This window comes from Kitasatospora sp. NPDC056184 (assembly GCF_042268405.1).
Classification (GTDB): domain Bacteria; phylum Actinomycetota; class Actinomycetes; order Streptomycetales; family Streptomycetaceae; genus Kitasatospora.
Genome location: NZ_JBHJUI010000043.1, coordinates 17,108 through 42,070, shown reverse-complemented (window position 1 = coordinate 42,070; position 24,963 = coordinate 17,108). Strand labels below are relative to the sequence as shown.

At 70.8% G+C, this 24,963-nt stretch carries 36 protein-coding genes and 1 pseudogene; 33 read left to right on the top strand and 4 right to left on the bottom strand.

Annotated features, from left to right (window positions below):
• The 3 genes and pseudogenes from ACFC0B_RS39680 to ACFC0B_RS39670 all read right to left on the bottom strand — a co-directional run.
• A pseudogene (locus ACFC0B_RS39680) lies at positions 1-376 on the bottom strand (site-specific integrase); the annotation flags it as partial.
• A 12-nt stretch (positions 377-388) separates the two neighbouring features.
• A complete protein-coding gene (locus ACFC0B_RS39675; RefSeq protein WP_375847196.1) occupies positions 389-610 on the bottom strand; it encodes a hypothetical protein in 222 nt (73 codons plus the stop codon).
• A gap of 160 nt (positions 611-770) precedes the next feature.
• Entirely contained in the window at positions 771-1,196 is a 426-nt protein-coding gene (locus ACFC0B_RS39670; protein ID WP_375988985.1) for a helix-turn-helix domain-containing protein, read from the bottom strand.
• Positions 1,197-1,476: 280 nt separating this feature from the next.
• Here ACFC0B_RS39670 and ACFC0B_RS39665 point away from each other — a divergent pair, with 280 nt between their 5' ends.
• The 21 genes from ACFC0B_RS39665 (at position 1,477) to ACFC0B_RS39565 (ending at position 15,857) form a co-directional block, all read left to right on the top strand.
• Positions 1,477-1,776 carry a helix-turn-helix domain-containing protein gene (locus ACFC0B_RS39665; RefSeq protein WP_375847198.1) on the top strand — a complete coding sequence of 100 codons (300 nt, stop codon included), beginning with the start codon at positions 1,477-1,479 and terminating at the stop codon, positions 1,774-1,776.
• Positions 1,773-2,093 carry a hypothetical protein gene (locus ACFC0B_RS39660; RefSeq protein WP_375847199.1) on the top strand — a complete coding sequence of 107 codons (321 nt, stop codon included), beginning with the start codon at positions 1,773-1,775 and terminating at the stop codon, positions 2,091-2,093. Before ACFC0B_RS39665 ends, ACFC0B_RS39660 begins: the two co-directional genes overlap by 4 nt.
• Before the next feature lie 16 nt (positions 2,094-2,109).
• Positions 2,110-2,523 carry a hypothetical protein gene (locus ACFC0B_RS39655; RefSeq protein ID WP_375847200.1) on the top strand — a complete coding sequence of 138 codons (414 nt, stop codon included), beginning with the start codon at positions 2,110-2,112 and terminating at the stop codon, positions 2,521-2,523.
• Complete coding sequence (locus tag ACFC0B_RS39650; protein ID WP_375847201.1) at positions 2,520-2,798, top strand: hypothetical protein; 279 nt, start codon at positions 2,520-2,522, stop codon at positions 2,796-2,798. The genes ACFC0B_RS39655 and ACFC0B_RS39650 overlap by 4 nt, the downstream gene beginning before the upstream one ends.
• On the top strand, positions 2,795-5,446 hold the full coding sequence (locus ACFC0B_RS39645) for a bifunctional DNA primase/polymerase (protein ID WP_375847202.1): 2,652 nt from the start codon (positions 2,795-2,797) through the stop codon (positions 5,444-5,446). Before ACFC0B_RS39650 ends, ACFC0B_RS39645 begins: the two co-directional genes overlap by 4 nt.
• Before the next feature lie 359 nt (positions 5,447-5,805).
• On the top strand, positions 5,806-7,446 hold the full coding sequence (locus tag ACFC0B_RS39640) for a DEAD/DEAH box helicase (RefSeq protein ID WP_375847203.1): 1,641 nt from the start codon (positions 5,806-5,808) through the stop codon (positions 7,444-7,446).
• A 58-nt stretch (positions 7,447-7,504) separates the two neighbouring features.
• Entirely contained in the window at positions 7,505-7,933 is a 429-nt protein-coding gene (locus ACFC0B_RS39635; RefSeq protein WP_375847204.1) for a DUF4326 domain-containing protein, read from the top strand.
• Positions 7,930-8,481, top strand: coding sequence for a hypothetical protein (locus ACFC0B_RS39630; RefSeq protein ID WP_375847205.1), 552 nt, complete (start codon positions 7,930-7,932; stop codon positions 8,479-8,481). The genes ACFC0B_RS39635 and ACFC0B_RS39630 overlap by 4 nt, the downstream gene beginning before the upstream one ends.
• 73 nt (positions 8,482-8,554) lie before the next feature.
• Positions 8,555-9,124, top strand: coding sequence for a hypothetical protein (locus ACFC0B_RS39625; protein ID WP_375869839.1), 570 nt, complete (start codon positions 8,555-8,557; stop codon positions 9,122-9,124).
• Positions 9,121-9,327 carry a hypothetical protein gene (locus ACFC0B_RS39620; RefSeq protein ID WP_375988992.1) on the top strand — a complete coding sequence of 69 codons (207 nt, stop codon included), beginning with the start codon at positions 9,121-9,123 and terminating at the stop codon, positions 9,325-9,327. The genes ACFC0B_RS39625 and ACFC0B_RS39620 overlap by 4 nt, the downstream gene beginning before the upstream one ends.
• Positions 9,324-9,677 carry a hypothetical protein gene (locus ACFC0B_RS39615; RefSeq protein ID WP_375988995.1) on the top strand — a complete coding sequence of 118 codons (354 nt, stop codon included), beginning with the start codon at positions 9,324-9,326 and terminating at the stop codon, positions 9,675-9,677. The genes ACFC0B_RS39620 and ACFC0B_RS39615 overlap by 4 nt, the downstream gene beginning before the upstream one ends.
• A complete protein-coding gene (locus tag ACFC0B_RS39610) occupies positions 9,674-9,949 on the top strand; it encodes a hypothetical protein (protein WP_375988998.1) in 276 nt (91 codons plus the stop codon). Before ACFC0B_RS39615 ends, ACFC0B_RS39610 begins: the two co-directional genes overlap by 4 nt.
• The gene (locus ACFC0B_RS39605; protein WP_375989001.1) at positions 9,946-10,566 is read left to right on the top strand and encodes a hypothetical protein; all 621 of its coding nucleotides are present in this window, start codon (positions 9,946-9,948) and stop codon (positions 10,564-10,566) included. The genes ACFC0B_RS39610 and ACFC0B_RS39605 overlap by 4 nt, the downstream gene beginning before the upstream one ends.
• Before the next feature lie 156 nt (positions 10,567-10,722).
• On the top strand, positions 10,723-11,106 hold the full coding sequence (locus tag ACFC0B_RS39600; RefSeq protein ID WP_375847208.1) for a hypothetical protein: 384 nt from the start codon (positions 10,723-10,725) through the stop codon (positions 11,104-11,106).
• Positions 11,103-11,357, top strand: a complete 255-nt coding sequence (locus ACFC0B_RS39595; protein WP_375847209.1) for a hypothetical protein — start codon at positions 11,103-11,105, stop codon at positions 11,355-11,357. Before ACFC0B_RS39600 ends, ACFC0B_RS39595 begins: the two co-directional genes overlap by 4 nt.
• Positions 11,354-12,472 (top strand): conjugal transfer protein, encoded by a 1,119-nt coding sequence (locus ACFC0B_RS39590; protein WP_375847210.1) that lies wholly within the window; start codon positions 11,354-11,356, stop codon positions 12,470-12,472. The genes ACFC0B_RS39595 and ACFC0B_RS39590 overlap by 4 nt, the downstream gene beginning before the upstream one ends.
• Positions 12,472-12,648 (top strand): hypothetical protein, encoded by a 177-nt coding sequence (locus ACFC0B_RS39585; RefSeq protein ID WP_375847211.1) that lies wholly within the window; start codon positions 12,472-12,474, stop codon positions 12,646-12,648. The genes ACFC0B_RS39590 and ACFC0B_RS39585 overlap by 1 nt, the downstream gene beginning before the upstream one ends.
• Complete coding sequence (locus ACFC0B_RS39580; RefSeq protein WP_375847212.1) at positions 12,645-12,983, top strand: hypothetical protein; 339 nt, start codon at positions 12,645-12,647, stop codon at positions 12,981-12,983. The genes ACFC0B_RS39585 and ACFC0B_RS39580 overlap by 4 nt, the downstream gene beginning before the upstream one ends.
• 29 nt (positions 12,984-13,012) lie before the next feature.
• Positions 13,013-13,528, top strand: a complete 516-nt coding sequence (traA, locus tag ACFC0B_RS39575; RefSeq protein ID WP_375847213.1) for a plasmid transfer protein TraA — start codon at positions 13,013-13,015, stop codon at positions 13,526-13,528.
• A gap of 12 nt (positions 13,529-13,540) precedes the next feature.
• Positions 13,541-15,532 (top strand): plasmid transfer protein TraB, encoded by a 1,992-nt coding sequence (gene traB / locus ACFC0B_RS39570; protein WP_375847214.1) that lies wholly within the window; start codon positions 13,541-13,543, stop codon positions 15,530-15,532.
• Between the two features lie 124 nt (positions 15,533-15,656).
• Positions 15,657-15,857 carry a hypothetical protein gene (locus ACFC0B_RS39565; RefSeq protein ID WP_375847215.1) on the top strand — a complete coding sequence of 67 codons (201 nt, stop codon included), beginning with the start codon at positions 15,657-15,659 and terminating at the stop codon, positions 15,855-15,857.
• 125 nt (positions 15,858-15,982) lie between these two features.
• Here the strand turns inward: ACFC0B_RS39565 and ACFC0B_RS39560 are convergent, their stop codons facing one another.
• A complete protein-coding gene (locus ACFC0B_RS39560; protein WP_375989008.1) occupies positions 15,983-16,210 on the bottom strand; it encodes a hypothetical protein in 228 nt (75 codons plus the stop codon).
• 48 nt (positions 16,211-16,258) lie between these two features.
• Here ACFC0B_RS39560 and ACFC0B_RS39555 point away from each other — a divergent pair, with 48 nt between their 5' ends.
• From ACFC0B_RS39555 to ACFC0B_RS39500, 12 genes are all read left to right on the top strand, one after another.
• The gene (locus ACFC0B_RS39555) at positions 16,259-16,642 is read left to right on the top strand and encodes a holin (protein ID WP_375989011.1); all 384 of its coding nucleotides are present in this window, start codon (positions 16,259-16,261) and stop codon (positions 16,640-16,642) included.
• Complete coding sequence (locus ACFC0B_RS39550) at positions 16,639-17,145, top strand: hypothetical protein (RefSeq protein ID WP_375847180.1); 507 nt, start codon at positions 16,639-16,641, stop codon at positions 17,143-17,145. Before ACFC0B_RS39555 ends, ACFC0B_RS39550 begins: the two co-directional genes overlap by 4 nt.
• A 187-nt stretch (positions 17,146-17,332) precedes the next feature.
• Positions 17,333-17,788 carry a hypothetical protein gene (locus tag ACFC0B_RS39545; RefSeq protein ID WP_375847179.1) on the top strand — a complete coding sequence of 152 codons (456 nt, stop codon included), beginning with the start codon at positions 17,333-17,335 and terminating at the stop codon, positions 17,786-17,788.
• Complete coding sequence (locus tag ACFC0B_RS39540) at positions 17,769-19,385, top strand: hypothetical protein (protein WP_375847178.1); 1,617 nt, start codon at positions 17,769-17,771, stop codon at positions 19,383-19,385. The genes ACFC0B_RS39545 and ACFC0B_RS39540 overlap by 20 nt, the downstream gene beginning before the upstream one ends.
• Before the next feature lie 14 nt (positions 19,386-19,399).
• Positions 19,400-20,803 (top strand): phage portal protein, encoded by a 1,404-nt coding sequence (locus tag ACFC0B_RS39535; RefSeq protein ID WP_375847177.1) that lies wholly within the window; start codon positions 19,400-19,402, stop codon positions 20,801-20,803.
• A gap of 3 nt (positions 20,804-20,806) precedes the next feature.
• Positions 20,807-21,862 carry a hypothetical protein gene (locus ACFC0B_RS39530; RefSeq protein ID WP_375847176.1) on the top strand — a complete coding sequence of 352 codons (1,056 nt, stop codon included), beginning with the start codon at positions 20,807-20,809 and terminating at the stop codon, positions 21,860-21,862.
• Positions 21,863-21,909: 47 nt separating this feature from the next.
• Positions 21,910-22,572 carry a hypothetical protein gene (locus tag ACFC0B_RS39525; protein ID WP_375847175.1) on the top strand — a complete coding sequence of 221 codons (663 nt, stop codon included), beginning with the start codon at positions 21,910-21,912 and terminating at the stop codon, positions 22,570-22,572.
• 41 nt (positions 22,573-22,613) lie between these two features.
• Complete coding sequence (locus ACFC0B_RS39520) at positions 22,614-23,570, top strand: DUF5309 family protein (protein WP_375847174.1); 957 nt, start codon at positions 22,614-22,616, stop codon at positions 23,568-23,570.
• A 13-nt stretch (positions 23,571-23,583) separates the two neighbouring features.
• Positions 23,584-23,787: a hypothetical protein gene (locus tag ACFC0B_RS39515; protein WP_375847173.1), complete on the top strand. Its 204-nt coding sequence runs from the start codon at positions 23,584-23,586 to the stop codon at positions 23,785-23,787.
• Positions 23,788-23,796: 9 nt separating this feature from the next.
• Complete coding sequence (locus ACFC0B_RS39510; protein ID WP_375847172.1) at positions 23,797-24,156, top strand: Gp19/Gp15/Gp42 family protein; 360 nt, start codon at positions 23,797-23,799, stop codon at positions 24,154-24,156.
• Positions 24,157-24,161: 5 nt separating this feature from the next.
• Positions 24,162-24,566: a DUF6093 family protein gene (locus tag ACFC0B_RS39505; RefSeq protein WP_375847171.1), complete on the top strand. Its 405-nt coding sequence runs from the start codon at positions 24,162-24,164 to the stop codon at positions 24,564-24,566.
• Positions 24,563-24,961 (top strand): hypothetical protein, encoded by a 399-nt coding sequence (locus ACFC0B_RS39500; protein ID WP_375847170.1) that lies wholly within the window; start codon positions 24,563-24,565, stop codon positions 24,959-24,961. Before ACFC0B_RS39505 ends, ACFC0B_RS39500 begins: the two co-directional genes overlap by 4 nt.
• Positions 24,962-24,963: the final 2 nt, after the last annotated feature.

Sequence of the window (24,963 nt, the reverse complement as noted above, 5' to 3'; positions counted from 1 at the left end):
TGGCCTTACCGTCCAGCGGTACGCCCACGCCGAGGCGCCGCTGCACCTCAGAAATCTCTGGGATGGAAGCGCGGCGCGCTGCGATGTCGGCGAGCAGGTCGCCGACGCGCCGCTGTTCCTCCACGTCGTCTCCCGGTAGGGAGAGGATGGCTTGCAGGCGGGACAGGTCGCCTTGGGCCTCGGCCACGCTGCCGTAGCCGGTCCTGCGAAATGTGCGTCTCTTGCCCTCGGCGTCCGGCGGCAGCTCCTGACGGAGACCGACAGAGCCGTGGGCCCTCTTCTTCAGCTGTGGGCACGCGTTACCCAACAGCTTGCCGTCGCCCCCGCGGCACTCACATCGGCGGTAGACGCTCCCCGCGCGGCGCGCTGACGGCATGGCCTACTCCTTTCATTCGGGAGGCTCGGACGGCCCGGCGTCCAGACGCACCAGCCCCACCCCCACTACATGGTCCGCGACCTCGTTGAGCCGGTCGAGCATCGACTGGTCCATGCCTGCATTGGGGCGCACGGCGACCGCCAATCCGTGTTCGGTCCTGATCGGTACGAGCAGTTCACCGTCGGGCACGTCGTCCGAAAAGACATACCAGACCCGTGGACGCGCTGACGCCATGCAGTCCTCCCCCACCCATCGCTCATGCGTTCGAATGTGGTCGCATACCTGCACCTTATGGTCAGTAGATGCGGTACCCGCATGATCGCATCACAGGTCCCACAGGTCTACTGTCGGTTCACGCCTGCCACCCAGAGTGATGCAATGCGGAATGCATTCCTCATTCGGGGGAATGCGGGGGAGCCAAGGTGTCGATGAGCCGCAGGAGTCGCTCCCGCTGGTCTGTCGGCAGCTGGTCCAGCTTGCGCACGTAGGCCTTGGCCTCTGATGAGCCGCCGATGAGTGGGTCGACGCCGAAAAACTGGCTGCCGGCCGCGTCCTGGAGGGTCTCCACGGGCAGCTCGCAGGCCGCAGCGAGAGCGCGCAGCTCCTCATACTGGGGGGGCGTGATCGTCTCGCCCGTCTCCAGGCGGTAGATCCAGCCGCGCGTCACCCGAGTGCCCGTGGTCGCGTCAACCGCCTTGGCGGCGAAGGCGGACAGCCCCTCATTCAGCTCCGCGCGCCGCCGCCGGATCAGGTCGGCGAACTGTGTCCGCCGTTCAGGCGCTGGCGTGGTTCCAGCGGGAGACGTGTCGTTGGGGGCCATGGGGCTCATCCTGCCACTCCTGCGGTCAGAGGTATTCACGGGCCGTTCAGGGTCTGCACTGTCCAGAGAGACGTACGGGCAGGTCGCTTGGGCCGTTCATTCCATGCACTGGACGGATTGTTCAGCACATCGGCCGATCACGCCAGATCGCAGAGAGTCATTGACCAATTACATACCTGCGCCCGCGCACGTTCGATCGACTAGACAAAGCGTTCAGCGCATGGAATGCTCACGTCCATCGCCGTTCAGTGCGATGAACAGACCGTCCCGTGAGGTGAACGTGAGCGATACCCCCACCCCGCCCACCATGTACGCGGTCGTCAGTGGCGACCGACTCAAGACGTTCATGGAGCGCACCGGCACCGGTGAGGCAGTCACCAGCCGCGAACTCGCCGCCCTGGCCGGAGTGGCGCACGGCACGATCGGCGCCCTCATGTCCGGCACCCAGCGCCTGGTCCCCGAAGACAAGGCCAAGGCGATAACCCGCGCCATCGGCATCGACCTCTTGGTCCTCTTCATCCCGATGGAGCGCGCAGGCCGCACCTTCATCCCGGCCCAGCCGCAGAAGGAGGCCGTGTGAGCGTCAAGAAGGTTGAGCCACTGACCCCGGAGCAGGTCCTGGACCTGCCCGCGATGCCCCCGGTCAAGGCCGCGTTCGCCGCCCTGAACATCAGCGAAGGCAACGGCTACCAGCTGATCCGCCAGGGCGCATTCCCCATCGAGGTGCTCGAGTTCGGCCGCGCCAAGCGCGTGCGGAAGGCCGACCTGGTCGGCTTCCTCGGCCTCTCCCTGCTCGCTACTGCCGGGGTCCAGTCGGCAGCAGCCGCTCACAGCGACGGCGCCACCGGGGTCCAGCCGGTGACGCCGTCCGAGCAGCCCGCCCTCACCAGCAAGTAGAGAAACGGAGCAGCCCATGCAGCAGCTTCCCGCATTCAAGGCTGCGCGCGCCATCGCAGCCGCCCAGGCCGCCGCCGACGCCACCGACCCCGCCCTGGCCGAGTGCCTCGGCGCCATCGGTGAACTGGTCGAACGCACCGGCGACCCGGAGGCCGTCTACGCCTGGATCCACCGTGTCTTCAGCCGCGAGGACCTGCGGATGGTCGCCGCGCAGCACGGCATCACCGTGCACGAGACCCGCGTGCCGGCGGAAGAGCAGCCGGCCGAGACGATCGTCATCTGGACCGCTACCGGCGGCCTGGCTATCGCTCCGCAGGGACAGCACCCCGCCGACACCCTCACCCAGCTGCGCGCCGCCATCGCCGAGCTCTACGAAGGGCAGCGCCTGACCGCCGAGTCCCAGGCCGCCGCCGCCCAGGCGGCGCGTTGAGCAGCACCGCCGCGCGCACCCGGGACACCCCGGACCGTGCGGCCGCACCCCAGCACGTCCACGGCGCCCTGTTCGTGGACATGGACAACTTCCGCGCCCGCTACGAGTGCACCCGCCCCGGCTGCCCGCAGCCGAAGGAAGGCCCCGTCTGCGCGAACGACCGCCTGGAGGGCAACGACGGCCTCCCGGTCCGCCGCGGCGCCCTCGGTGTCGCGCACTTCATCGCCGGCATCAAGACACACCACCTGAACACGTACCACGGGGGCACCCCTTGACCGACTCACAGACCGCCGATCTCCGGGCCGCCGCCCGCGAGTTGCACGACGCTGGCCTGTGCGTCCTCCCCATCAAGGCGGACGGCAGCAAGCGGCCGGCCGTGTCGTGGATGCAGTACAAGGTGAACCGCAGCACCCCCGCCGAACACGATGCCTGGTTCGACGGCGACCGACCGCGAGGCATCGCCGTGGTCTACGGAGCCGTATCCGGTGCTGTCGAGCTGATCGAGTTCGAGGGCCTCGCCATCCGCGAGGGCCTGCTGAACGACGTCACCGAGATCATGGAGGCCTCCGGCCTCGGCGAGCCCTGGACCGCGATCCTGAACGGCTGGGTGACCGAGTCGCCCAGCGGCGGCCGCCATTACCGCGTCCGCCTCGACGGCGCCGCCGTACCGCCGAACCGCAAGCTGGCCTCCCGACTCGCCGAGGAACACGAGTGGGACGACAACGAGCGTCAGCGGGTCGCTGAGAAGCCCAACACGAAGATTGTCCGCGTCCTCATCGAGACGCGCGGTGAAGGCGGTTACGGCCTGGTCGAGCCGTCCGGCCCCGCCGTCCACGCCTCCGGCCGTCCCTACGTCCGCGTGGCAGGCTCGCCGGCCACGATCCCCGTCCTCGACGCAGACACCATGGGCGCCATCCGGGACATCTGCCGGATGGTCGACCAGATGCCCGTGCCCGAGGCGCCGAAGACGGCCCCCAAGGCGGCGGAGCCGCTGCCCGGCGGAGGCCTGCGGCCCGGCGAGGACTACGAGGCCCGCGCGGACTGGGGCGAGATCCTGCGCGGCACGTTCCGGCCCATCATCACGCGCGGCAACACCACCTACTGGGGCTGGGCCGACGGCGTCGGCAGCGTCAAGGCCACCACTGGCCGCGACCCGGAGAAAGACCGCCTGTGGGTGTTCGCCACCGGCTCGGAGTTCCAGGCCGACACGCCTTACAGCAAGTTCGGCGCCTACACGCTGCTGGAGCACGGCGGCAACTTCAAGGCCGCGGCCGCCGAGCTGCGTCGCCAGGGGTACGGCACCGAGCCGCCCCGCCGGCGCCTGTCCTCCGTGCCCGCGCAGTCGCAGCACTTCGCCGACGGGTCCTCGGCGCTCGACCACGCCCCCGACCCCCAAGAGGGCGGATTCGAGGGCGGCCCCCACCTGCGCTCTGTGTCGTCCCGTCCCGAGCTGGACATCACGAACGAGGCCGACGGCATTGACGGCGTCCTGGCACTCATGGCCGACGGCCGTCTGCCCGACCTGTACAAGCGGTCCGGCGGGCCGTGCTGGGTGTACCGCGACGACAACGACGACCCGGTGGTACAGCAGCTGGGCACCGACAACCTGCGCGCCTACCTCGCCGACCACCTCACCAGCTACACCCTGAAGCGAAACCCGGTCACCGAGCAGCTGGAGGAAGAGCGCGAGCTGCTCATGCCCAAGAGCTGCTCCACGATCCTCGGCCGGAAGGACTGGCCCCTGCCCGTCCTCCGGGGCGTTGTTACCTCGCCGGTCATCCGCCCCGACGGCACGCTGCTCGACTCCCTCGGCTACGACCGGGCGACCGGCCTGTACCTGGAGCCCCGGGTGCCGCTGCGCCGCCTCGCCCCCCAGGTGACGCGGGACAGCCTCGACAGGGCCAAAAGCATCGTCCTCGACCAGGTGCTGAAGGACTTCCCCTGGGTCGCGGCCAGCGACCGCGCGCACTACCTGGGCGCGCTGCTGACGCCGATCTTGCGGCCCTACTTCCACGGGCCGACACCGATGTTCGTGCTCACCGCGACGGCCGCCGGGTCCGGCAAGAGCCTGCTGAAGGACATCTTCCGGCACTGCTACGGCATCGCGGACACGGCCTGGCCCGAGAACGACACCGAGTTGCGGAAGAGCATCACCACGCAGCTGTACGGCACCGGGCAGCCCGTCGTCGTCCTCGACAACCTGCCGAACGGCTGCATCATCAAGTCGCCCGTCCTGTCCGCCCTGCTGACCTCCGAGGTCTGGGGTGACCGGGTCCTGGGCGCCACGTCCAAGGTGACCATGCCGAACGATCGCCTCTGGATCGTCACCGGCAACGCCCTCCGCACCGGCGGGGACAACGGCCGTCGCGTCCTCTGGGTTCGCCTGGACCCCGACTGCCCCGACCCTGACCAGCGCGACAACTTCACCGTCGGCGACCTCCGGCCCTGGCTGCGCCACAACGCTTCCACCTTGGTCGCCGCCCTCGTCACCCTCGTCCGGGCCTGGGTCGCCGCGGGGACGCCCCAGGTCCGCGTCCGCAAAGGCGACTACAGCGAGTGGGCCAGCACCATGGCCGGCCTGCTCGACTTCCTCGGCGTCGAGGGCTGGATGGCCGACCGCAACGAGGCGCGCGACCAGGACGACGAACTGCAGGAGTGGGCGCTCTTCCTGGAGATGTGGCGGCAGAGCTACGGCAGCGAGCCTCTGACCACGGGGGCTGTCATCAAGGGACTGCCCACCCACGTGCCGCGCAAGGGCGACGAGCCGCCGAGCGCGAACCAGTTGGGCATCTGGCTGAAGGCCCGTGCTGGCCGCTACTTCGGCACCCACAAGGTCGTGATGGTCGTCGACAGCCACAGGAAGCAGAACCTGTGGCGCGTCGAGGTCCACGCCGACCGCGGCACCGGCGGGCACGAGTCGTGACCGGCCGTCCTGCGGGGAGTGCGGGGACTTCGCGGGGACCTGTGCGGGGACTTCGCCAGGTCCCCGCATGCGGGGCGACCTGCATGGATGCGGGGATGCGGGGACTTGCGGGGACTCGGCCCGCTCCCCTGTATAGCGCGCGCGTCTCGCATGCATCGCGCATCACATGTGCCGCACGTCGTCGCACGACAGTTCTGAGGGCCTCCGGCATCAAGGGATTTCCCAACTCCCCGCAAGTCCCCGCGTCCCCGCAAAACCGCTGATCAGCGCCACCGCAGGACCGTGCGGGAGTCCCCGCAGGACTCCCGCCAAGTCCCCGCACTCCCCGCAACAGCCCAGCAACCGAACCGAGGTGAACCGTGAGCACCGCCACCGCTACCGCCGTACCGCAGACCTTCACACCCCGGCCCTACCAGGTCGACGCCATCGAGGCCCTGCGCAAGGGCTGGGCCGCCGGCACCAACCGGCTCGCCGTCGTCCTCCCGACCGGCGCCGGAAAGACCGTCGTCTTCTCCCACCTGGCACACCAGATGCTCGACACCCTCAACGGCGGCCGCGTCCTCGTGATCGCGCACCGCGAGGAGCTGATCGAGCAGGCCGCGGCCAAGCTGCTGGCCGTCGACCCGATGCTGCGGGTCGGCATCGTCAAGGCGCAGCGCGACGACCACGCGGACGCCGATGTAATCGTGGCGAGCGTCCAGACCCTGGCCGTGGCCAAGCGTCGCGAGGCCATCCGCGACATCGGCCTGGTCATCGTGGACGAGTGCCACCACGCCGCGGCCCGCACCTACATGGAGGTACTCGAACACTTCGGCGCCTGGCGCGGGGTTCCCGTCGCCGGGTTCACCGCCACGATGACCCGCACCGACGGCGGCCTGGCCGAGGTCTGGGAAGACGTCGTCTTCCGTCTCGACATCCTCGACATGATCGGCGACGGATACCTGTGCGACGTCCGCGGCAAGCGCATCACGGTCGACAGCCTGGACCTGGACAAGGTCCGGACCCGTGGCGGCGACCTGGTCGACGGGCAGCTGGGTAAGGCGCTGGAGGACTCGGGCGCGCTGGACGCCATCGCCAAGGCCTACGTCGACCACGCCGGGGACCGCCCGGGCGTCGTCTTCACGCCGACCGTCGCGACCGCCCAGGCCGCCGCTGCCGCGCTGGAGGCCGCCGGCATCACGGCGGCCCCGGTGTGGGGTGGCATGAGCCGGGACGACCGGCGCGCGACGCTCGCCCGGTACAGCGCCGGGGACGTGCAGGTGCTCACCAACTGCATGGTCTTGACGGAAGGTTTCGACGCCCCGCACACGTCCTGCGCCGTCATCGCCCGCCCCACCAAGAGCCCGGGTCTCTACGTCCAGATGGCCGGCCGCGCCCTGCGCCCGGCACCCGGGAAACGGGATGCCCTGCTGCTCGACGTCATGGGCGCCTCGACCCGCCACAAGCTCGCGTCGATGGTCGACCTGACCGAGCGTGAGATCGGCCAGGCCGAGGAGGGCAAGACGCTCCGCCAGGTCGCCAAGGAGGCCGCGGCCGCCGAGAAGCGCAGGGTCCTGACCGCGCGGGTCGAGGCCGAAGAGTTCAACCTGTTCGGCTCGTCCGCGATCCGCTGGCTGCGCACCCCCGAGGGCACGTGGTTCATCCGCCTGACCGGCGCCATGTTCCTCTTCCTCCAGCGCGACCCCGGCACCCGGCTGTACCGAATGCGCCGCTGGACGGAAGGCACCGGGGTGCAGCCCCCCAAGGACGACACGGCCCGCCCGCTGCCGGAGGCGCTGGCCTGGCTGGAGCAGCAGGCCAAGGTCCTCGCCCCGCACGCGTTCGTCGCACGCCAGGCCCAGTGGCGGTCCGGGAAGCCGACCTCGAAGCAGATGGGCCTCTGCCGGCGCATCGGCATCGACGTGCCGCGCGGCAGCACCGCAGGCGACGTTGCCGACCTCATCGACCAGGACCGCGTCGGCCGCGTCCTCGGCCAGCTCATCCTTCCCGCCGCCGCATAGCGGTCCGGGCCTGTCGCTATCAGGCCCGGACCTCCCCCATCACACCACGGAGGAACGCATGACGAACCGGCAGATCACCCTTGACGCCCCCCGCCGGATCCAGCGCCGCCGCGCCAAGGGGTGGCGCGCACCCGCTGACGCGGTCTACGTCGGCCGCGGCAGCCGCTGGGGCAACGCCTACCCGCTCAACTCCACCCAGGTTCGTATGCCCGCGCTCGACGGCAGCGAGTGGGAGCACGAAGGGCGCCTCGGCAAGGCGTCGGGGCAGCGGCACGCCTTCGTCCACCCCGACGGCGCCGTGACCTGGCACCTGGTGCAGGACGCCACCCCGAAGCAGGTGATCGAGCTGTACCGCCGCTGGCTCGCGGAGCGGCCGGAGCTGGTCGACGTGATGCGGCGGGATCTGGCTGGCCGGGACCTCATGTGCTGGTGCCCGCCCGGCCGACCGTGTCACGCCGACGTCCTGCTGGAGCTCGCTAACAAGTGACCATCGCCGCCCTACACCGCCTGCTTGACGAGATCGACACCCAGGGCGGCCCCGAAGCCGCCCGCCAGAACCGCCTCCACCTCCCCGAGGCCCAGAAGGGACCCGCACCCATGGCCCAGCCCGTACCGCAGCTCTCCTCCATCCCGGACCTGCCCCTCAAGGCACGCGCCGCCGGCGAACCGCAGCCGCTCCCCGTCGGTCAGCTCCTCAAGTGGGGCGACGAACACCCCGACCCCCAGGTCCAGGACCAGGCTGCCCGCGCCCGCGCTGTCCTCGCAGGCCTCCGCAAGCGGTACGCCACCGACCAGGAGCTGACCGCCATCACGACCGAGGCCGAGCAGTTGGAGAAGCGTCTCGTCGAACTCCGTTCGCGTGAGGCCGAGCTGGCGCCGCCGAAGAAGAAGCCGACCAAGCGGAAGCCCGTCGACTACCCCGCGGCCGAAGTCCGCGCCTGGGCCGCAGCGAACGGTGTCGACTGCCCGCCGGTCGGGCGCGTCCCGAAGACCGTCGTCGAGGCCTGGCGCGCCTCCCTGCCGCATTCCGGATGACCACGCCTAACGGCCGCCCCTGCGGGATTCAGGGGCGGCCTCCCGCCCATCACACCACGGAGGAACACAGACCATGACCACCCAGCCCCGTCTCTTTCGTCTCCAACGCGACCACGACGTGAGCGGCGTCTCCGGCACCGGCCACATCGCCGACGGCGTCCTGTGGCCCGATGGGACCGTAACCCTGCGCTGGATAGGCGACCGCCCGTCAACCGTCCACTGGGACCGCCTGAGCGACGCGGTGGCCATCCACGGGCACAACGGCGCGACGCGGATCGTGTGGGCCGACGAGCAGCCGCCAGCCGAGCTGCCGAAGCCCGGCGAGCCGATCGTGCAGGCCTCCAAGTACAGCGTGAACTGCCTGCCCGAGGACGGCATCGACTCCCACGTCTTCGAGATCACCGTCGAATACCGCGGCCATGGCCGGTGGGCCGTCAAGCGGCACTCCCAGTGCCTCGGCTCCGACGGCACTTGGGAGTACGAGATGCGCCCCTCCGAGCGCGAGGACGAGTGGCTGGACGCTCACCGCTTCGACCTCGACACCGCGCTGAAGCTCGCCAGGGATCAGGCGCCCCTCGTCACCGTGAACGGCTTCACCGTCGACGATGCGCTCAAGCGGCTGACCGAGAGGGCTGTCCGGTGAGCCCGCAGCGTCGTCCCACCGCCCGCGAGGTCCTCACCCCTCGGTCGGAGCATCTCCTCGCCACCGTGTACGCGGGGCAGGTGCGGGCGGTGGTCATCGAGCGGGCACTGAAGCGGATGGCCGAAGCCGACGCCAGAGCGCGCCGCGGACAGATGCCCGACAGCAACCTCACTGAGGCCCAGCAGAACGGAGCCCAGCCGTGACCCTCCCCGACCGCGCCCTGCGATGGCTGTACCTGGCCGCCGCCGCCCTCGCCGGCCACTGCTCCGTCACCAGCGCCCGCGCAGACGCCTGGTGGTACGCCATCGGCCTGTTCGGTGTCTCCCTGCTGCTGGCCGTCGCCGCGGGCCGAGAGTACGTCGCCGCCAACGAGCGCCGCGCGGCCGCGGTGCGCGCCGAGCGGGCCGCCCGCCCCTGCGGCCTCCGGCCCATCACGGGCGAGGTGGTCGACGCGGCCCTGGCTGCCGCCTGCTGCGAGCGCTGGTGGACATCCGCCGGCGCCGCCCATGACCACACCTGCAAGAACTACGAGCACCAGCGGAGGACGGCATGAAGCGCCACACCGCCAGCACCACCACCGACGACGCCCTGGACGAGTTGTACGCGAACGCCTCCAAGGGCTGGCGCCGCGGCGACATTTGGAAGGCCAAGGCGAAGGAGATCGAGGTCGACCGCGACCGCCTCGCCGAGGAGCTGGAGCAGGCGCAGGCCACCATCGAGCGCGTCCGCGCGGCCGTCGCCCCGTACGACTGGACGCACGCGCAGGTCCCCGCCGCGCGGGTGCGCGACGCCCTCGCAGAGCCCAAGGAGAGCACCACCCCGTGAACACCTGCGAGCTGTGCGACCGCGCGGCCAGCGGCTACCTGTGCACCCGGCACCGGGAGCAGCTGGCCGCGGGGCTGCAAGAACTACCCGCCCTGTACGCCGAGGTCGGCGAGTGCCTGGTGCCTCGCCGGTCCGGCTGGGGCGAGATCGTCGCCACGAAGAGCGCGGCCGGCCCGCGCTCGCCGGTCAATGAGGACGTGATCGACACGATCACCTGGATCCGCGCGGCCGAGACGATGCGCCTGTGGCGGGTGGACGTGCGGCGCGTGCGCTGGCCCCACCGGGGGGCACCGCCGCCTGGAAGCCTCGCCGCGGACTGCCGATGGCTGGCGCAGGAACTCGACTGGATCGTGGCGCAGTACCCGGCGGCCGGCGACCTCGCCCGCGAGGTGAGGGAGCTGGAGCTCCAGGCCCGGAGCATCGTCGGCGACCCGCTGCCGAGGCCCCAGCGGATCGGCACGTGTGTGGCAGTGACGGACGACCAGGGCACGGTGTGCGGGGCGGTGATCTCCCGCCTGCCAGGCGAGACGACGCTGATATGCCGCTGGTGCGGGACCGCCTACGGGCCTGAGCGCTACCTGGTGCTGCAGGCCTTCCAGCCTGCTGATTCGCCGTGATGCGCACCGGATGCGTTCCATTGGCTGTACAAAGCGTTCAGGCTATGGAACGCTAGAGCACGCAAGAAAGGCCGGGCAGCAGCTCGGGGAGTGGTGTCCCCGGCGCGCGCACCGCCCGGCCTTTCACCGAACTACCTGATACGAGCAGGAGTCGGCATGACCGATCTTTCCCCGCGCCCCAGTGCGCGCGCAAGCTCCCCGCAGGAGCGCGTCGCCAAGCTGCACCAGCTCGCCGACGCGGACTACGCCAGCACGGCCCACCTCCGGCGCCAGAACCCCACCTGGCCCCTCACCGGTGGCGCCGCGCGCCCCGTCCACGACGAGCCGCACGTGCCCAGCGACCTGGACGTCGCCATCGGCGTCGCCCAGCAGCTGCTCGGCAGCGACAGCGTCCTCTCCCTCCGCGAATCCCTGCGCCTGCTGCTGCGCGCCCTCGGCGCCGAGCCGCAGACCGAGGAGGAGCGGGCACGCCACTTCGTCGAGCGGCATTTCCCCCAGATCGCCGCGTTCCTCAACAGCGAGCAGGGTGAGCGCCAGTGAGCACCGAGCCCACCTCCGCCGAGGTCCGCGACCTGCGCGCGCTCCTCACTACCGTCCTCGACGCGATCACCCTCCCCCACGACGACCCCGCCTACGACCGACGGATCCTTGAGCGCGCCAGCTGGGCCCGCACCGTGCGCGAGGCCCTCGACGAGGACCCCGCGGACCTTGCCTGGAACGTCAGCTTCCTGCGGGCCAGGCTCGACGCCGAGGAGAAGAAGGCGGCCGAGCGCAAGGACGGTGGCCAGTGAGCACCCGTTCCCTCACCCGCTGGCAGATGGGCGTCCTTGGGGCCGCTGCCGCGCTGATGCTCGCCGTCGGCGCGGCCGGCGCCTCGGGCACCTACACCAACGTCGTCTCCGAGTTCCACCGGCAGGCCACCGCGGCCGGCGTCGTCGCCGCTGGCGAGGGCCTCACCCTCGTCCTTGCGCTGATCATGCTTGGGCGGACCATGCTCGGCCAGTCGTCCCCCGCGGTCGTCCGGCTCGGCATGTGGCTCGCCCCCGTCTCCGCTTCCTGCATCGGCGTCACCATCGCGAGCAGTCCTCGCGATGCCGCCGTCTATGCCGTGACCCCGCTCGCCATGTCCGGCGCGGCCGAAGGCCTCGGGTTCATCGCTCGGAGCGTCGTCGTCTACACCACCGGCGTGGACGCCGAGGCGCAGCGGCGGAACGCGGATGCCGTGCAGCAGCTCGCCTATCACCAGGCGGTTGCCGCCCGGCACCCGGACGAGAAGCAGCGCGCCAAGGCCCTGCGTAAGAGCTGGGATCTCGCTGAGAAGGTCGGTGTCGGCGACCAGGTCCTCGGCGCCGCTCTCGTCGAGGTGCAGCGCGGCCGCATCACCGAAGGCGCCGATGAAGCGCTCGCCGGCATGTTCAGCGCGGCCGCCCCGGCCGCCGTCGAGCAAGCGCCCACGAAGCCCGGCCTGCCGTCGGCCACCGAAGCGGTCCGTACTCACCTCGCTGGGATGGACCCGGTGGATGCGATCCGCCTCGCGGCTGATGCGCGACCTGATGCGCCGCCCGCCGAGCTGTCATCCGTGCTTGCCTACTACGGGTTCTCCATCGACCCGGCCGCGGTCGCCCTGGTCCTCGGCCAGCGGCCCCCGGAGTACGAGGTGCAGCGCAGCGATACGCCCGCGCATCAGCAGGTCAGCGCCCTGCCGCCCGTGAACCTCCAGGGCGCCGTCGAGGAAGCCGCATCAGCCCTCGGACCGGACGCCAAGGCGAAGGACATCGTCGAGCACATCGCCCGGCACCGGCGCCTGGTCGTCGACGAACCCTACGTGCGCACCGCCCTGTCCCGGGCCGCGAAGAAGCCCCCGGCACCGGTGAAGCGCGACGAGGGGAACGGGGGATACGTGTGATGCGCTGGTCCCTGATCATCCTCGCGCTCGCCCTGGTTCTCACCTTCCCCAACCTGCTCGGTCTCGTCGGGGTCCTGGTGACGGAGCCGATTGTGGTGGCGTTCGGTCTCGGCGTCGCGGCGGCCATCTGGCCGCGGCACCGGGCCGTCGCCCGGATCCGCGGGAGGCGTCGATGAGCAACGACGCCCTGCACAAGGCCCTCGCCGCCGCGAACGAGGCCTCTATCGACTCCCAGCAGCTGGAGCTGGTCAAGGCCGTGCTCACCGCACAGGCCATCAGCCAGGCCATACAGCCCCACACCTGCCAGCACGACCACCAGCAGCCCACGCCATTCGATGCCCGCAAGTGGTGGACCATCGGCGGCCTCGCCTGTGCTGGCGCCTGCGTCGCCTGCGTCCTGGCCCTCGCGTTCGCCATGGCGTTCATCGCCATCGCCATCGCCGCGGCCTGCGCCACCGGCTGCTTCCTCATCCTGCGCGCCCTGTGGCGCGACTACCTCGCCGGCCGCTGACCGGCCGCCACGTCCTGGAGGACACCCCAATGGCGAACACCAAGGCCGCGCCCAGCGGCGCCAACGGATCGCAGGCCAAGGGCACCAAGAACTTCGGTACCTTCGCCCCCGGCTTTACCGTCAACGTCAACGCCAGCAAGAGCACCACCAACGGCGCTCCGGCCCGGCAGGGCGGCGGGCAGCCCAGCGCGCAGAACCTGCTGCCCGCCCCGGAGTTCACCTCTCCGGCCGAGGTCAGGAACTACTGCAACAGCCTTCGGGCTGCCGCCGTGACCCTGTCCATCGAGGTCGCCATGGGCGCCGAGATCCTCAAGGGCGTACTGGCCGCCGTTCCCGACCCGCAGGGCCGCGCGTTCGGCTCCCGCATCCGCGCCCAGAAGGTCGCCCGCAAGCTCAACAAGGCCGCCGACGCCCTCCGGGATGCGGCGAAGAACGCCGCCGCCGCGTACTCCACGTTCCAGCAGGAGTACGAGGAGGAGATCAACCGCGTCCGGCACCGCGCCCGGCGCCCGCAGCAGCCCGTCATCAACTGGTCCCAGCAGTAAGGAGGCACGGCGATGGCCGAGAAGAACACCGACCAGCAGCATGAGGCGCAGCTGCGAGGCGCCTCCGACGCCGGGGGCGTGGGCAAGTACCTGCTGCACCGGGCCAAGCCGCACCTGCCGCCCTGGCTGGGCGTTGCGGGCGTGGGCGTGGCCGGCGCCCTCGGGCACTGGCGATGGGGCGACAGCGCATGGGCCGGTGCTGGCCTCACCCTCGCCTCGGTGGCGCTGACCGGCGCCACCTGGTGGGCGGGTAGGTCGACCAGCGCGCAGCGGCGCCTCCACTCGGCCATCACCGTGGCCGCAGGAACCGCCTGGGTCACCGCGGCCTGCATCTCTGGGCCGACCGCAGGGCCGATCGATGACCTGTACCTGATGGGCGGCCCCGTCATGGCGCTGACCTGGAACGTTCGCATGATCATGCGTCGCAACCCGGATGCTGTCGGGGAGAGCAGCGACAAGGGCCTGCTGGAGAAGGTGGGCTTGGCTCGCACGCAGATCGGAAACGTCAAGGTCGAGCCCAACAAGGTCACCGTGCCCTACGCGCTGCCGGCAGGAGAGGGCACCCACGAGGACGTCTCCAAGGCCCTGCCGCGCATCGCCTCTGCCCTCGACGTCCCGACCAGCGCCGTGCGCAACCGGCCTGACCCCGACTCGGCCCGGCGTGGCACGTTCACCGTGGTGCCCATGGACATGCTGAAGGAGGTCATCTGGTGGCCCGGCCCGTCCTCCCCCGGCGGATCGATCGCTGAGCCGCTGGTCATCGGCGTCTACGACGACGGCCGCCCCCTCGTCCTCACCCTGCCCCAGGCCATCCACCTGCTCATCATGGGCGTGACCGGTGCAGGGAAGACCGAGGGCGCCATGGACGTGCTGTGCGAGGCCCTGACCCGCCGCGACGTCGCCGTCTGGCTGTCCGACCCCAAGCGCGGCCAGGACCTCGGCGAAGCCTTCCCGGCCTGCGACTGGGTAGTGGACACCGGCGACGGCGCAGAAATCATGATCGAGGCCCTCAAGGCCGCCATTCCCGCACGTCAGAAGTGGCTGGGTGACCACGCGTACCGGTCATGGGAGCCTGCGGCCGCCGAGGTCCAGACCGACCCGGCGCACTCCTGCCGCAAGGGCGCGGCCTGCCAGTGCCCCGGTATGCCCTACCTGCTCGCCTGGTTCGAGGAAGCCGCGAACACCCTGCGCGCGACCGACGACGACGTGTTCACCGGCATCGCGCAGGAAGCCCGGAGCGCTGGCGCCAGCCTGGTCATCTCCATGCAGCGCGCCTCCGGCTACCAGATCAGCACCGACACCCGGGCGAGCCTGCCCGCCGCCCTCTGCTTCGGCGTGGACGAGCGGGACGCCGGATTCGCCCTGCCCTCCGAGGTCCTCGACGCCGGCGCCAACCCTGGAGCCTGGGGCAACAAGCGGCCCGGCTACTGCTACCTCTGCTCCGCGGGCGTCGAGGCCGACCTGTGGTCGACCCCGTCCCGGACGTTTCGCAACGACCCGGTGTCCCTGGAGTGGGTGGCCCGCGCGTTCGAGCCGATCCGCATGGGCATCGACCCTGTGACCGCAACCGCGGCCGCCGGTGTCGCTGGCAAGCTGTACACCGACCGTGCGGCTACAGCCAACGACGAGCAGGCGGCCCCGGCCGCCGAGGAAGGGGAGCCCATGACCGGCCCCCTGGTGGACCCGGAAGACATGGACATCGACCCCGAGGCCGAGTTGCCCGAAGCGCAGGATGGCGACGACATCCCTCTGTTCGGGCAGGGGGCCGGCCGTAAGCCCGGCCCTGCGGAAGGTCGGCGCCTGTTCGCTCAGGCCCTGGCGGAGTTCGAGCAGAAGGGACAGATGGTCGTAGGCCCCAAGGACTTCATGGACTGGTGCGAGGCCAACGACCTCTCCCGCCCTTGGGTGTCCGCGCGGCTCAAGGAGGCCGCCCTGGACGGGCGCCTGGAGGCCACCAGCCAGACCGGCCGCTGGCGCATCGTGCCCGCCCTGACACCCGCGTGACACCTGACACCGTCACGGCCGCCTGACACCGCGCCCACCTAGGGAAATGGGTGTCAGACGGCCCCCTGACACCGGCCCCTGACATCACCAGTCAGGGGCCGTTCTGCTGCCGCATCATGGAGGCATGGAGTCGCAGATCATCCGCCCTGGCTACCTCACCGCCCACCAGACCGCGCGCGTGCTCGGCATCGGTCTGGGCGGCGTGCGGCTGCTCGTGCACCGCGGCCAGCTGCACCACGTCGGCGGCAGCCCCCGACAGCGCTGGTTCGCCGTGGACGAGGTCACCGCCCTGGCCGCCAAGCGGGCCAGCAAGGCCGCCGCTTGACCGCAGGTCAGCCGCGTGTAACGATCTCGGTGAACAACTGTGCCCTCAACCGGCACCACAGACGCACGACGAAGCCCCGACCGCACAGGCATCCGGTCGGGGCTTCGTCGTGTCCGGGCCGTGCCTCAGTCTCGATCCCCACGGCGCCACGGCCGGCCACTACCGCCCGGCCGCACCGTCACATCCGGCGCCTGGCCCGACCGCCGCGCCCTGGTCGTCCCCGCGACCGCGCCCACAATCAGGCACGCCGCAGGCAGCAGCAACAGCCACCAGCCCTTGATGACGGCCGCGAACACGAGCAGCAGCCCGACCGCGAACACCCCAAGCGCCCAGTCCGAACGTCCACCAGCCACGGCAACCCCCTCCAGTCGTAGGCCGTCACCGTAGGACAGGAGCGACCGATGCCCAAGTCCCTGCGCTGGCGGGTCTGCTCGGCGCCCGGCTGCCCCGAGTACACCCAGCACGGCAAGTGCGACGACCACCGCCGGCAGGCAGAACAGCGGCGCGGCAGCGCCCGGCAGCGCGGCTACGACCGCGACCACGAACGCCGCTTCCGCCGCCCCGTCCTCGAACGCGACCCGCTGTGCGTGTGCACCGACACCGCACACGGACACGGACAGTCGTGCGGGCAACCGTCCCGGCATGCCGACCACCACCCCACCGACCGGCGCGCCCTCGTCGCCGCCGGCCTGGACCCCAACGACCCGAAGCACGGCCGCGGACTCTGCGGCCCTTGCCACAGCAGCCACACCGCAGCCGAGCAACCCGGAGGATGGCACGCATGAGCGGCACCGAGCGCACTGGCCAGGACGCCCAGCCCGACGGCCACCTACACCTCGGCGACCTCGGCCAGAGCAGCGCCGACGCTACGGCCACAGCCACGGCCCGGCTACGCCGCGCCTCCAGCCCCGGCCAACTGCCTTCGCGATTCGAGCATCAGCCTGCGGTCACGTCTGCTGCTCCTGCTCCTGCTTCGTCTCCTGCTCCTGAGCCTGATGCTGTTGTGGTCAGGCTGCTCCGCCACGATGAGGTCATGGAGCACCGCGAGGCGCTCGCCCAGTGGCTCCAGGGCAACGGCATCGACCCCAAGGCGGTCGCCCTGGACTGGCTCAGCATCGAGCGGGCCGGCGACAAGCAGCTCATCCGCTACCTGACCCACCGGGTCAACGAGGATGGCCGGCGGCTGGTCGACCCGCGCCACCCCAACGAGGCCTGGAAGGACGAACGGGTGACCCCGCTCCTGGTCAATCTGGACATTCCGGCAGGCGGCGACTGTCACGCAAAGTGACCCCGACCCCCTGACGACCCCGGGGGGTTACCCCCAAACAAGATCATCTCAGGACCGCCGGGGAGGTAACTCGCGCTGTGTACGGGTCTCCGACCCTCAAACGATCATGGTGAACGTGACACCGAGTAACCGCCGGGACCGCAACGGCCCGGCCCGATGCCGCAACGGCACACCGAGGTGATCCCCCATGGCAGGCACCGGCCCCCTCCCCAAGGACCCGTCCCAGCGACGCCGGCGCAACGCCGACGCCGTACCCGGAACGTTGCTCCCCGCAGGCGGACCCGCAGGCCCGACCCCCGCCCTTCCGGGCGGCCACGACTACGACACCCGCACCCTGTCCTGGTACGAGACATGGCGGACCAGCCCACAGGCCTCGACGTTCCTGGCGACGGACTGGGGGCGGCTGCACATGCTCGCCCAGCTCGTCGAGCAGTACTGGCAGGAGCCGAAGAAGGAGCTGCTGTCCGAGATCCGGCTGAACGAGGCCGCGCTGGGCGGCACGGCTGCGGACCGCATCCGGCTGCGCTGGACGGTCGCTGACCCGGACGATGGCGCCGACCGCCCCGCCCGGCCCCGGAGCAGGGCCGCAGCCTCCCGCCGCGACCGTGTGCTTCGAGTCGTCGATGACCAGACCGAAGGCTGACCCGGACCGCTTCGTCTCCCTCGGCTTCACCGCTATCGACTGGATCGAGACGTACCTGTGCCACGGGCCCGGCGACGTCCAGGGCCAGCCGCTCGTCATCGACGACGAGATGGCCGCGTTCATCGTCAAGGCCTACCAACTGGACTCTGCGACCGGCCGCCGCAAGGTCAACAGGGCGTTCCTGTCGCGGCCGAAGGGTCGGGCCAAGAGTGAGCTGGCGGGCGCCCTGGTGTGCTTCGAGGCCCTGGGCCCCTGCCGCTTCGACGGCTGGGACGCGGACGGCGAGCCGGTTGGCCGGCCGCAGACGTACCCGTACATCCGGTGCCTGGCGACCGAGGAGAACCAGTCCGGCAACACCTACGACAACGTCACGGCGATGCTCGAGCACCTCCTTGAGCACTTCGGCGACGAGTTCCCCGGTATCGACCTGGGCCGCAGCGCGCAGACGTCCAGTCGGATCTACATCGAGGGCGGCGGGGAGATCGTCCCGTCGACGTCGTCCGGCGCTGCGAAGGACGGCGGCAAGGAGACGTTCGCAGTCTTCGACGAGACGCACCTGTACGTGCTGCCCGAACTTCGGGCGATGCACAAGACGGTACGCCGCAACCTCGTGAAGCGGCGGGCCGCCGAACCGTGGTCGCTGGAGACGTCGACGATGTACGCGGTCGGCGACAACAGCGTGGCGGAGGCGACGCACGAGTACGCCAAGGCCGTGAAGGCGGGCCGGGTGAAGGACGGCGGGCTGCTGTTCGACCACCGGGAGGGCCCGCACGTCGAGGACCTCCACGACGACGCACAGCTCATGCCAGCGCTGGAGCACGTCTACGGGGACGCCGCGAAGTGGATGGACCTGGAGCGCATCGCGTCGGACATGCGGGAGCCGGACACGGACCCGGCCGACGCGCGCCGCTACTTCCTGAACCAGCCGGGCACGGCGTCCGCGAAGGCCTTCGACAAGGCCGAGTGGGTGGCGCTGGCTCGGCCGGACTTCACGGTCCCGGAGGGCGATCCGATCGTCATCGGCTTCGACGGGGCGAAGTGGAAGGACTCCACTGGCTTCGTGGCGACGCACCTGGAGACCGGTTACCAGTGGCCGCTCGGGGTGTGGGAGGCGCCGCTGAACAAGCAGGAGGCCGAGGAGTGGGAGGTTCCGGAGCGCGAGGTAGACCTGTGCCTGGCGTTGGCGTTCGACACGTACAAGGTGGTGCGCGTCTACGCCGATCCGCCCTGGTACGAGCAGGCTGTTGCCCGTTGGCAGGGGAAGTACGGCGAGAAGGTCGTCAACGAGTGGTGGACGCACCGGGACCGGCAGATGGCGTTCGCGCTGCGCGCGTACCGGACGGCGATGTCTGGCGGCGACCTCAGCCACGACGGTGACGAGGCGTTCGCCCGGCACATCGGCCAGGCGGTGAAGCGGCCGGCCCGGGCCAAGGACGACGAGGGCAAGCCCATGTGGACGATCCAGAAGGACCGCCACGACTCGCCGCGAAAGATCGACCTGGCCATGGCCGGGTGCCTGTCCTGGGAGGCCCGGCTCGACGGCATTGCCGCCGGCCTGAACAAGCCCAGGGTGAAGAGTCGCGTCATCGTGATGTGAAGGGGGGTGTGGCCGTGCAGGCGAAGGACCGCAGCCCCGAGGAGTGGGTGGGGCATCTCGCACGCGTACACGAGGGCCTGAAGCCCGGCCTGGAGGAGCTGAACCGGTACTACGAGGGCCAGCAGCCGCTCGCGTACCTGCACCCCGAACTCCTGGAGGAACTCGGCGAGCAGCTGCGGCAAGTGGTCATCAACTGGCCCAGATTGGTCGTCGACGCCCTCGAGGAGCGCCTGGACGTCGAGGGGTTCCGGTACGCGGACAACAAACAGACGGCCGACGATCTGTGGGCGATCTGGCAGGCGAACGGCATGGACGAGCAGTCGCAGATGGGGCACATCGACGCCCTCGCGATGCGCCGCTCGTTCCTCGTGGCCGGCACGAACGAGCAGGACGCTGCCACGCCGCTGGTGACGGTCGAGTCACCTCTGCAGATGCAGGTCGACTGGGACCCGCGCACGCGCGCTGTCCGGGCGGCGCTGAAACGCTGGCATGAGCAGGACCCGCTCACGGACGCCATCACGGACCGGTACGCGGCTCTCTACATCCCTGGGGTGACGCACTACTACGAGCAGACGACGGCGACCTCTTGGAAGGAGGTTGACCGGGACGAGCACGGCCTGGAGGTGCCGCCCGTGGTGCCGCTGGTCAACCGGCCGCGCACCCTGAAGCCAGGCGGTGTCTCCGAGCTGGCGGACGTCATCCCGATCTCGGACGCGGCCTGCAAGGTGGCCACGGACATGATGGTGTCCGCCGAGTACCACGCGATGCCCAGAAGGGTCGCGTTCGGCGTCGACGAGAACGATTTCGTCGACGCGGATGGCAAAAAGGTGTCGGTGTGGTCCCGGCTGGCCGGCCGCATCTGGGCGACGACGAAGGGGAAGGGGGGCGAGGACGGCGCCGACGTGATCCAGTTCCCCGAGGCGAATCTGTCCAACTTCCACAGCACCATCGAGCTGCTCGCCCGCCTGGTGGCTGCGCTGTCCGGGCAGCCCGCCCACTTTTTGGGTTTGGACACGAACAATCCGCCCAGCGCCGACGCGATCCGCAGCGCTGAGACGCGGCTGGTGAAGCGTGCCGAGCGGCGGCAGCGCTGCTTCTCCGGCTCTTACGAGCGGATGAACCAGCTGATCCTGCGGATCCGGGACGGCGAATGGGACCCGCGGGCGACGCGTCTGGAGACGCTGTGGCGGGATCCGTCGACGCCGACGTTCGCGCAGAAGGCGGACGCGGTCACGAAGCTGGTGCAGGTGGGCCTCTTGCCCATCGAGCAGGGCCGCGAGGACCTCGGTTACACGGCGGTGCAGCGGGAGCGGATGCGGCAGATGGACGGCGACGCTCTCCAGCGGGCCCTCGGCGGCGACTTGGCCGCCGGGTACGGGCCGAAGCCGGGGGACGGCGTCCCGCAGCCGGGAGCGTAGGCCGTGGTCGACGCAGCGCTGCGCGCGATCGCGCTGGAGCAGTACCGGCGGCAGCAGGTCATCGTCCGACAGGCCGTCAACCGCGTACAGGCGGTGTGGCGGCAGATCAGCCGGTCGGATATCGGCGGCTCGTGGGAGCAGCTGGCGCCGCTCCTGGTGGGCGCCGTGGCCGATGCGCAGCTCCAGGCGGCGCGGCTGGCGGACCCGTACCTGGACGCCGTCCTGGCCGCCGAGCACGCCGACCCGGAGGCCGCCGGCCGTGTCCGCCCGGGCGCGTTCGCGGGGATCGCCTCCGATGGGCGGCCGCTCGTTTCGCTGCTGTATCAGCCGGTCATCGACTGGCGGGTGCGGCTGGCGGCCGGGCAGTCGATGGAGGACGCGTTTCGCGGGTCGCTGGCGAGCGCGCTGCGGATCACCGCGACGCAGGTCGCTGACGCGGGCCGTGGCGCGACCGGTGTGGCGATGGCGGGCCGTCGGACGATTCAGGGCTATGTGCGAGTGGTGCAGCCTCCGGCGTGCTCACGCTGCATCATCCTGGCGGGCGCTGAGTACGGCTGGAACAAGGGCTTCCAGCGGCATCCGCGGTGTGACTGCATCCATCTGCCGACGACGCTGGTTGCCCGTCAGCAGCACGGCCGGGTGGGATCTGACAGCTTCACCCCGACGACCCGGCCCGGTCGTGGGGCGTCCGGGTTCATCGACCCGAAGGCGTACTTCAACAGCCTGAGCGCTGCCGAGCAGGAGCGCGTGTTTGGGGCGGCTGGCGCCCGTGCGATCCGGGAGGGCGCCGACCCGATCTCAGTGGTGAACGCCCGGCGGGGCATGACCACAGCGGACGCCTACGGTCGCCGCGTGGCCGCCACGACCGAGGGCACCACCCGCCGCGGTGAGTTCTACCGGCGGGAGCGGCAGCGGGCCATCGACCGGGGCCAGGTCGGGCCGTCCGGCCGTGGCTTCCAGATGCGGGCGCCGCGACTGATGCCCGAGGAGATTTACCGGCTCGCTGAGAGCCGGGACGAGGCGCTCGCCATGCTGAAGCGCTTCGGCTACCTGACCTGACCCCGGCGCAATGCCGGCGGTCCCGACTCCTGCAACGGGAGCACCTGATGAGCACACCCACCGAACCGACCACGGATCCGGCTGCGGGCAACCCGCAGGACACCGGAGCCGACCAGGACACCGCCTCGACGCCGCCAGCCACCGAGCCCGGCACGTCCGCGAAGGACGGCGACGGCGACGCGCCCCTCGGCCCGGCCGGGGAGAAGGCCCTCACGGCCTGGAAGCAGCGGGCCAAGGAAGCCGAGGACAAGGCCAGGGAGCAGGCCGCGCGGCTCAAGGAGTACGAGGACCGCGACAAGACCGAGGCCGAGCGGCAGGCGGACGCGCTGAAGGAGGCGCAGACGCGTGCCGAGCAGGCAACCCGGCTGGCCGTGTCGTCCAAGGTCGAGGCGCTGGCCGCCGGGCGTTTCCAGGATCCGCTGGACGCGGTCGACGCGCTCCAGGGCGGCTCCTACGTCACCGACGACGGCGCCGTGGACGGGGACGCCATCACGGCGGCCCTGGACGACCTGCTGACGCGCAAGCCGCACTGGGCCGCGACCGAGCCCGGTCCTCGTGTTCCTCGCCCGGATCCGGCGCAGGGAGCCCGCCCGGGCACCCCGCCGAACCTCGCGCAGCAGATCGGCGAGGCGGAGAAGGCCGGCAACACGAAACTCGCGCTGGCGCTGAAGACGCAGCAGCTGCGCGAGGTGAAGACCCCCAGCAAGTAGGGCAGGCCAGGGGGCCGCCCTCACCCAGAAAGGAGCGGCTCATGGCCGCAGTTACCGGGCAGGGCACGACCTACAACCTGCCGAACTACCACGGGGACCTGTACAAGGTCACGCCGACGGAGACCCCGTTCCTCGCCGCGATCGGCGGCCTGTCCGGCGGCAAGAGGACCAAGAGCACCGAGTTCGAGTGGCAGACGATGGACCGCCGCTCGTCGACGGCGAACAACAGCGCCCTTGAGGGCGCCAACGCCCCGACGGGTGTGGCCCGGTCCCGGTCGGCTGTCTCGAACGTCGTCGAGATCCACCAGTCCGCGGTCGAGGTGTCCTACACCCGCCAGGCCGCGACCGGCATGTACGGCGGCATCAACATCGGCGCCGACGACAACCCGGTCAACGACGAGCTGACGATGCAGATCACCGCCGAACTCGAAGCGATGGCCGTCGACATCGAGATGTCGTTCCTGAACGGCACCTACGCCAAGCCGACCACGAACGCGACCGCGCGGAAGACCCGCGGCCTGCTCAAGGCGATCAGCACCAACGTGAACGCCAACGGCGGCACCGCTCGCGACCTGTCCAAGGCGATCATCGACGCCCAACTGGCCACGATGTTCGGGAACGGCGCCCGGCTGCCGCAGGACACCACCGTCTTCATGACGGGCCCGGGCCAGAAGGTCACCCTGTCGAACCTGTACAGCGCTCCGACCCTGAACCAGCCGACCGCGTCCCGCAACATCGGCGGCGTCGCGGTCGACACGCTGGTCACGGACTTCGGGACTTTCGGGATCATGGTCGACCGGTGGATGCCGGCCGGGCAGATCGCGATCGTCGACCTGTCCGTGTGCGCGCCGGTGTGGCTGGAGATCCCCGGCAAGGGGATGCTGTTCGCCGAGCCGCTCGCCAAGGTCGGCGCCTCGGAGAAGTGGCAGCTGTACGGCGAGGTGGGCCTGGAGTACGGGCCGGAGTCGTACCACGGCCTCATCACGGACCTGAAGTAAGGAGACCGCCGTCATGGCGCAGTTCGAGAGCACGAAGTACCGGGGCCTGGTCCTCCAGGACGACAAGGGCGTCTGGGCGAAGTTCGAGGACGGTCTGTGCGAGACGTCCGACGCCGCAGTCATCAAGCGGCTGCGGGCCCTGCCCGACGAGTACGAGGTCGCCGAGGTGAAGGCACCGGCCAAAACCGACGGTGGCTCGGGCGGCGACGGCAAGTAGGGGGCAGCGGTGGCACTGGCGGAACTGTCTGACATCGCAGACCGGTTGGGCCGTGACCTGACCCCGGAGGAGACCCGCCAGGCGACCGCGCTCCTGGACGACGCCACGGCGATGATCGTGGACCGGTTCCCCCGGTACGCGGCCGAGCCCACGGCGACGTCGAAGGCGGTGTGCCGGGCTATGGTCCTGCGGGTCCTCCAAAACCCGCAGGGCCTGCGGCAGGAGTCCATCGACGACTATCAGGTCACCTACGATGCGGCCCGGTCTGCGGGCGAGCTGTACATCAGCGACGCTGAGGCGGAGATGCTGCGCCCTGTGCTCACCACGGCGTTCAGCATCACGCCCTCGGCGCCGAGGTCCAGGCCGTGAGTGGCATGGACCGGCTGCTGGCGCGGTCCCGGGCCTCGGCCGAGTGGCGGATGCGGGACAGGGTCCGCCTGTTCGCGCAGGCACCGGACGGTTTCGACCGGGAGCCCGGGGCCACGGTGCCGGGCGCGCGGACGACGCTGTACGAGGGCCGGGGCCGGGTGAAGCGGGTCATGCAGGCGGCTGGTGACCACGTGTCGGCGGCTGAGCGGCGGGTGTCCCTGCGGGACTACGAGGTGCACCTGCCGTGGTCCACGCCGCTGCCGCCCGACGTGCTGGTCACGCCGGGCTCCCAAGTCGAGGTGCTGGAGTCGGAGGACGCCCGCATGGTCGGCCTGATCTTGTGGGTGATCGGGGTGGCGTACTCGGACCAGGCCACGGCCTGGCGGCTCAGCACGGAGGACCGGTCATGAGTGCACAGTTCGACATGGGTGAGGTGCGCCGCTTGGAGCGGCACCTGACCCGCAGTATTCCCCGGCTGCGGCGGGAGGCCCGCGCGGTCACGATGCGCGGCGCGATGAACATCAAGAAGGACTGGCGGGCCAACGCAAGGGGGACCGCCGGCAAGCACGCCAGGCTGTACCCGCGGAGTATCAGCTACGACTTCGCTGCCTACGGCCGGGACCTGTTCATGGCCACGATTGGCCCGGACAAGGGCGGCCCGCAGGGCGCGCTCGGCAACCTGCTGGAGTACGGCTCGGTGAAGAACCCGCCGCACAACGACGGCGGCCGCGCCCTGGACGCGGAACTGCCCCGCTTCGAGGCGCAGATGCAGCTGCTCGCCGAGCGCGGCCTGGCCTGGTGGTGACG

Coding starts and splice junctions, on each gene's coding strand:
- ACFC0B_RS39505 (WP_375847171.1), top strand. CDS start 24,162: ATGGACCGGCTGCTGGCGCGGTCCCGGGCCTCGGCCGAGTGGCGGATG.
- ACFC0B_RS39500 (WP_375847170.1), top strand. CDS start 24,563: ATGAGTGCACAGTTCGACATGGGTGAGGTGCGCCGCTTGGAGCGGCAC.
- ACFC0B_RS39635 (WP_375847204.1), top strand. CDS start 7,505: ATGACGAACCGGCAGATCACCCTTGACGCCCCCCGCCGGATCCAGCGC.
- ACFC0B_RS39565 (WP_375847215.1), top strand. CDS start 15,657: ATGGAGTCGCAGATCATCCGCCCTGGCTACCTCACCGCCCACCAGACC.
- ACFC0B_RS39600 (WP_375847208.1), top strand. CDS start 10,723: ATGACCGATCTTTCCCCGCGCCCCAGTGCGCGCGCAAGCTCCCCGCAG.
- ACFC0B_RS39520 (WP_375847174.1), top strand. CDS start 22,614: ATGGCCGCAGTTACCGGGCAGGGCACGACCTACAACCTGCCGAACTAC.
- ACFC0B_RS39555 (WP_375989011.1), top strand. CDS start 16,259: ATGCCCAAGTCCCTGCGCTGGCGGGTCTGCTCGGCGCCCGGCTGCCCC.
- ACFC0B_RS39540 (WP_375847178.1), top strand. CDS start 17,769: ATGACCAGACCGAAGGCTGACCCGGACCGCTTCGTCTCCCTCGGCTTC.
- ACFC0B_RS39545 (WP_375847179.1), top strand. CDS start 17,333: ATGGCAGGCACCGGCCCCCTCCCCAAGGACCCGTCCCAGCGACGCCGG.
- ACFC0B_RS39655 (WP_375847200.1), top strand. CDS start 2,110: ATGCAGCAGCTTCCCGCATTCAAGGCTGCGCGCGCCATCGCAGCCGCC.
- traA (WP_375847213.1), top strand. CDS start 13,013: ATGGCGAACACCAAGGCCGCGCCCAGCGGCGCCAACGGATCGCAGGCC.
- ACFC0B_RS39610 (WP_375988998.1), top strand. CDS start 9,674: ATGAAGCGCCACACCGCCAGCACCACCACCGACGACGCCCTGGACGAG.
- ACFC0B_RS39585 (WP_375847211.1), top strand. CDS start 12,472: ATGCGCTGGTCCCTGATCATCCTCGCGCTCGCCCTGGTTCTCACCTTC.
- traB (WP_375847214.1), top strand. CDS start 13,541: ATGGCCGAGAAGAACACCGACCAGCAGCATGAGGCGCAGCTGCGAGGC.
- ACFC0B_RS39550 (WP_375847180.1), top strand. CDS start 16,639: ATGAGCGGCACCGAGCGCACTGGCCAGGACGCCCAGCCCGACGGCCAC.
- ACFC0B_RS39515 (WP_375847173.1), top strand. CDS start 23,584: ATGGCGCAGTTCGAGAGCACGAAGTACCGGGGCCTGGTCCTCCAGGAC.
- ACFC0B_RS39525 (WP_375847175.1), top strand. CDS start 21,910: ATGAGCACACCCACCGAACCGACCACGGATCCGGCTGCGGGCAACCCG.
- ACFC0B_RS39580 (WP_375847212.1), top strand. CDS start 12,645: ATGAGCAACGACGCCCTGCACAAGGCCCTCGCCGCCGCGAACGAGGCC.
- ACFC0B_RS39670 (WP_375988985.1), bottom strand. CDS start 1,196: ATGGCCCCCAACGACACGTCTCCCGCTGGAACCACGCCAGCGCCTGAA.
- ACFC0B_RS39625 (WP_375869839.1), top strand. CDS start 8,555: ATGACCACCCAGCCCCGTCTCTTTCGTCTCCAACGCGACCACGACGTG.
- ACFC0B_RS39675 (WP_375847196.1), bottom strand. CDS start 610: ATGGCGTCAGCGCGTCCACGGGTCTGGTATGTCTTTTCGGACGACGTG.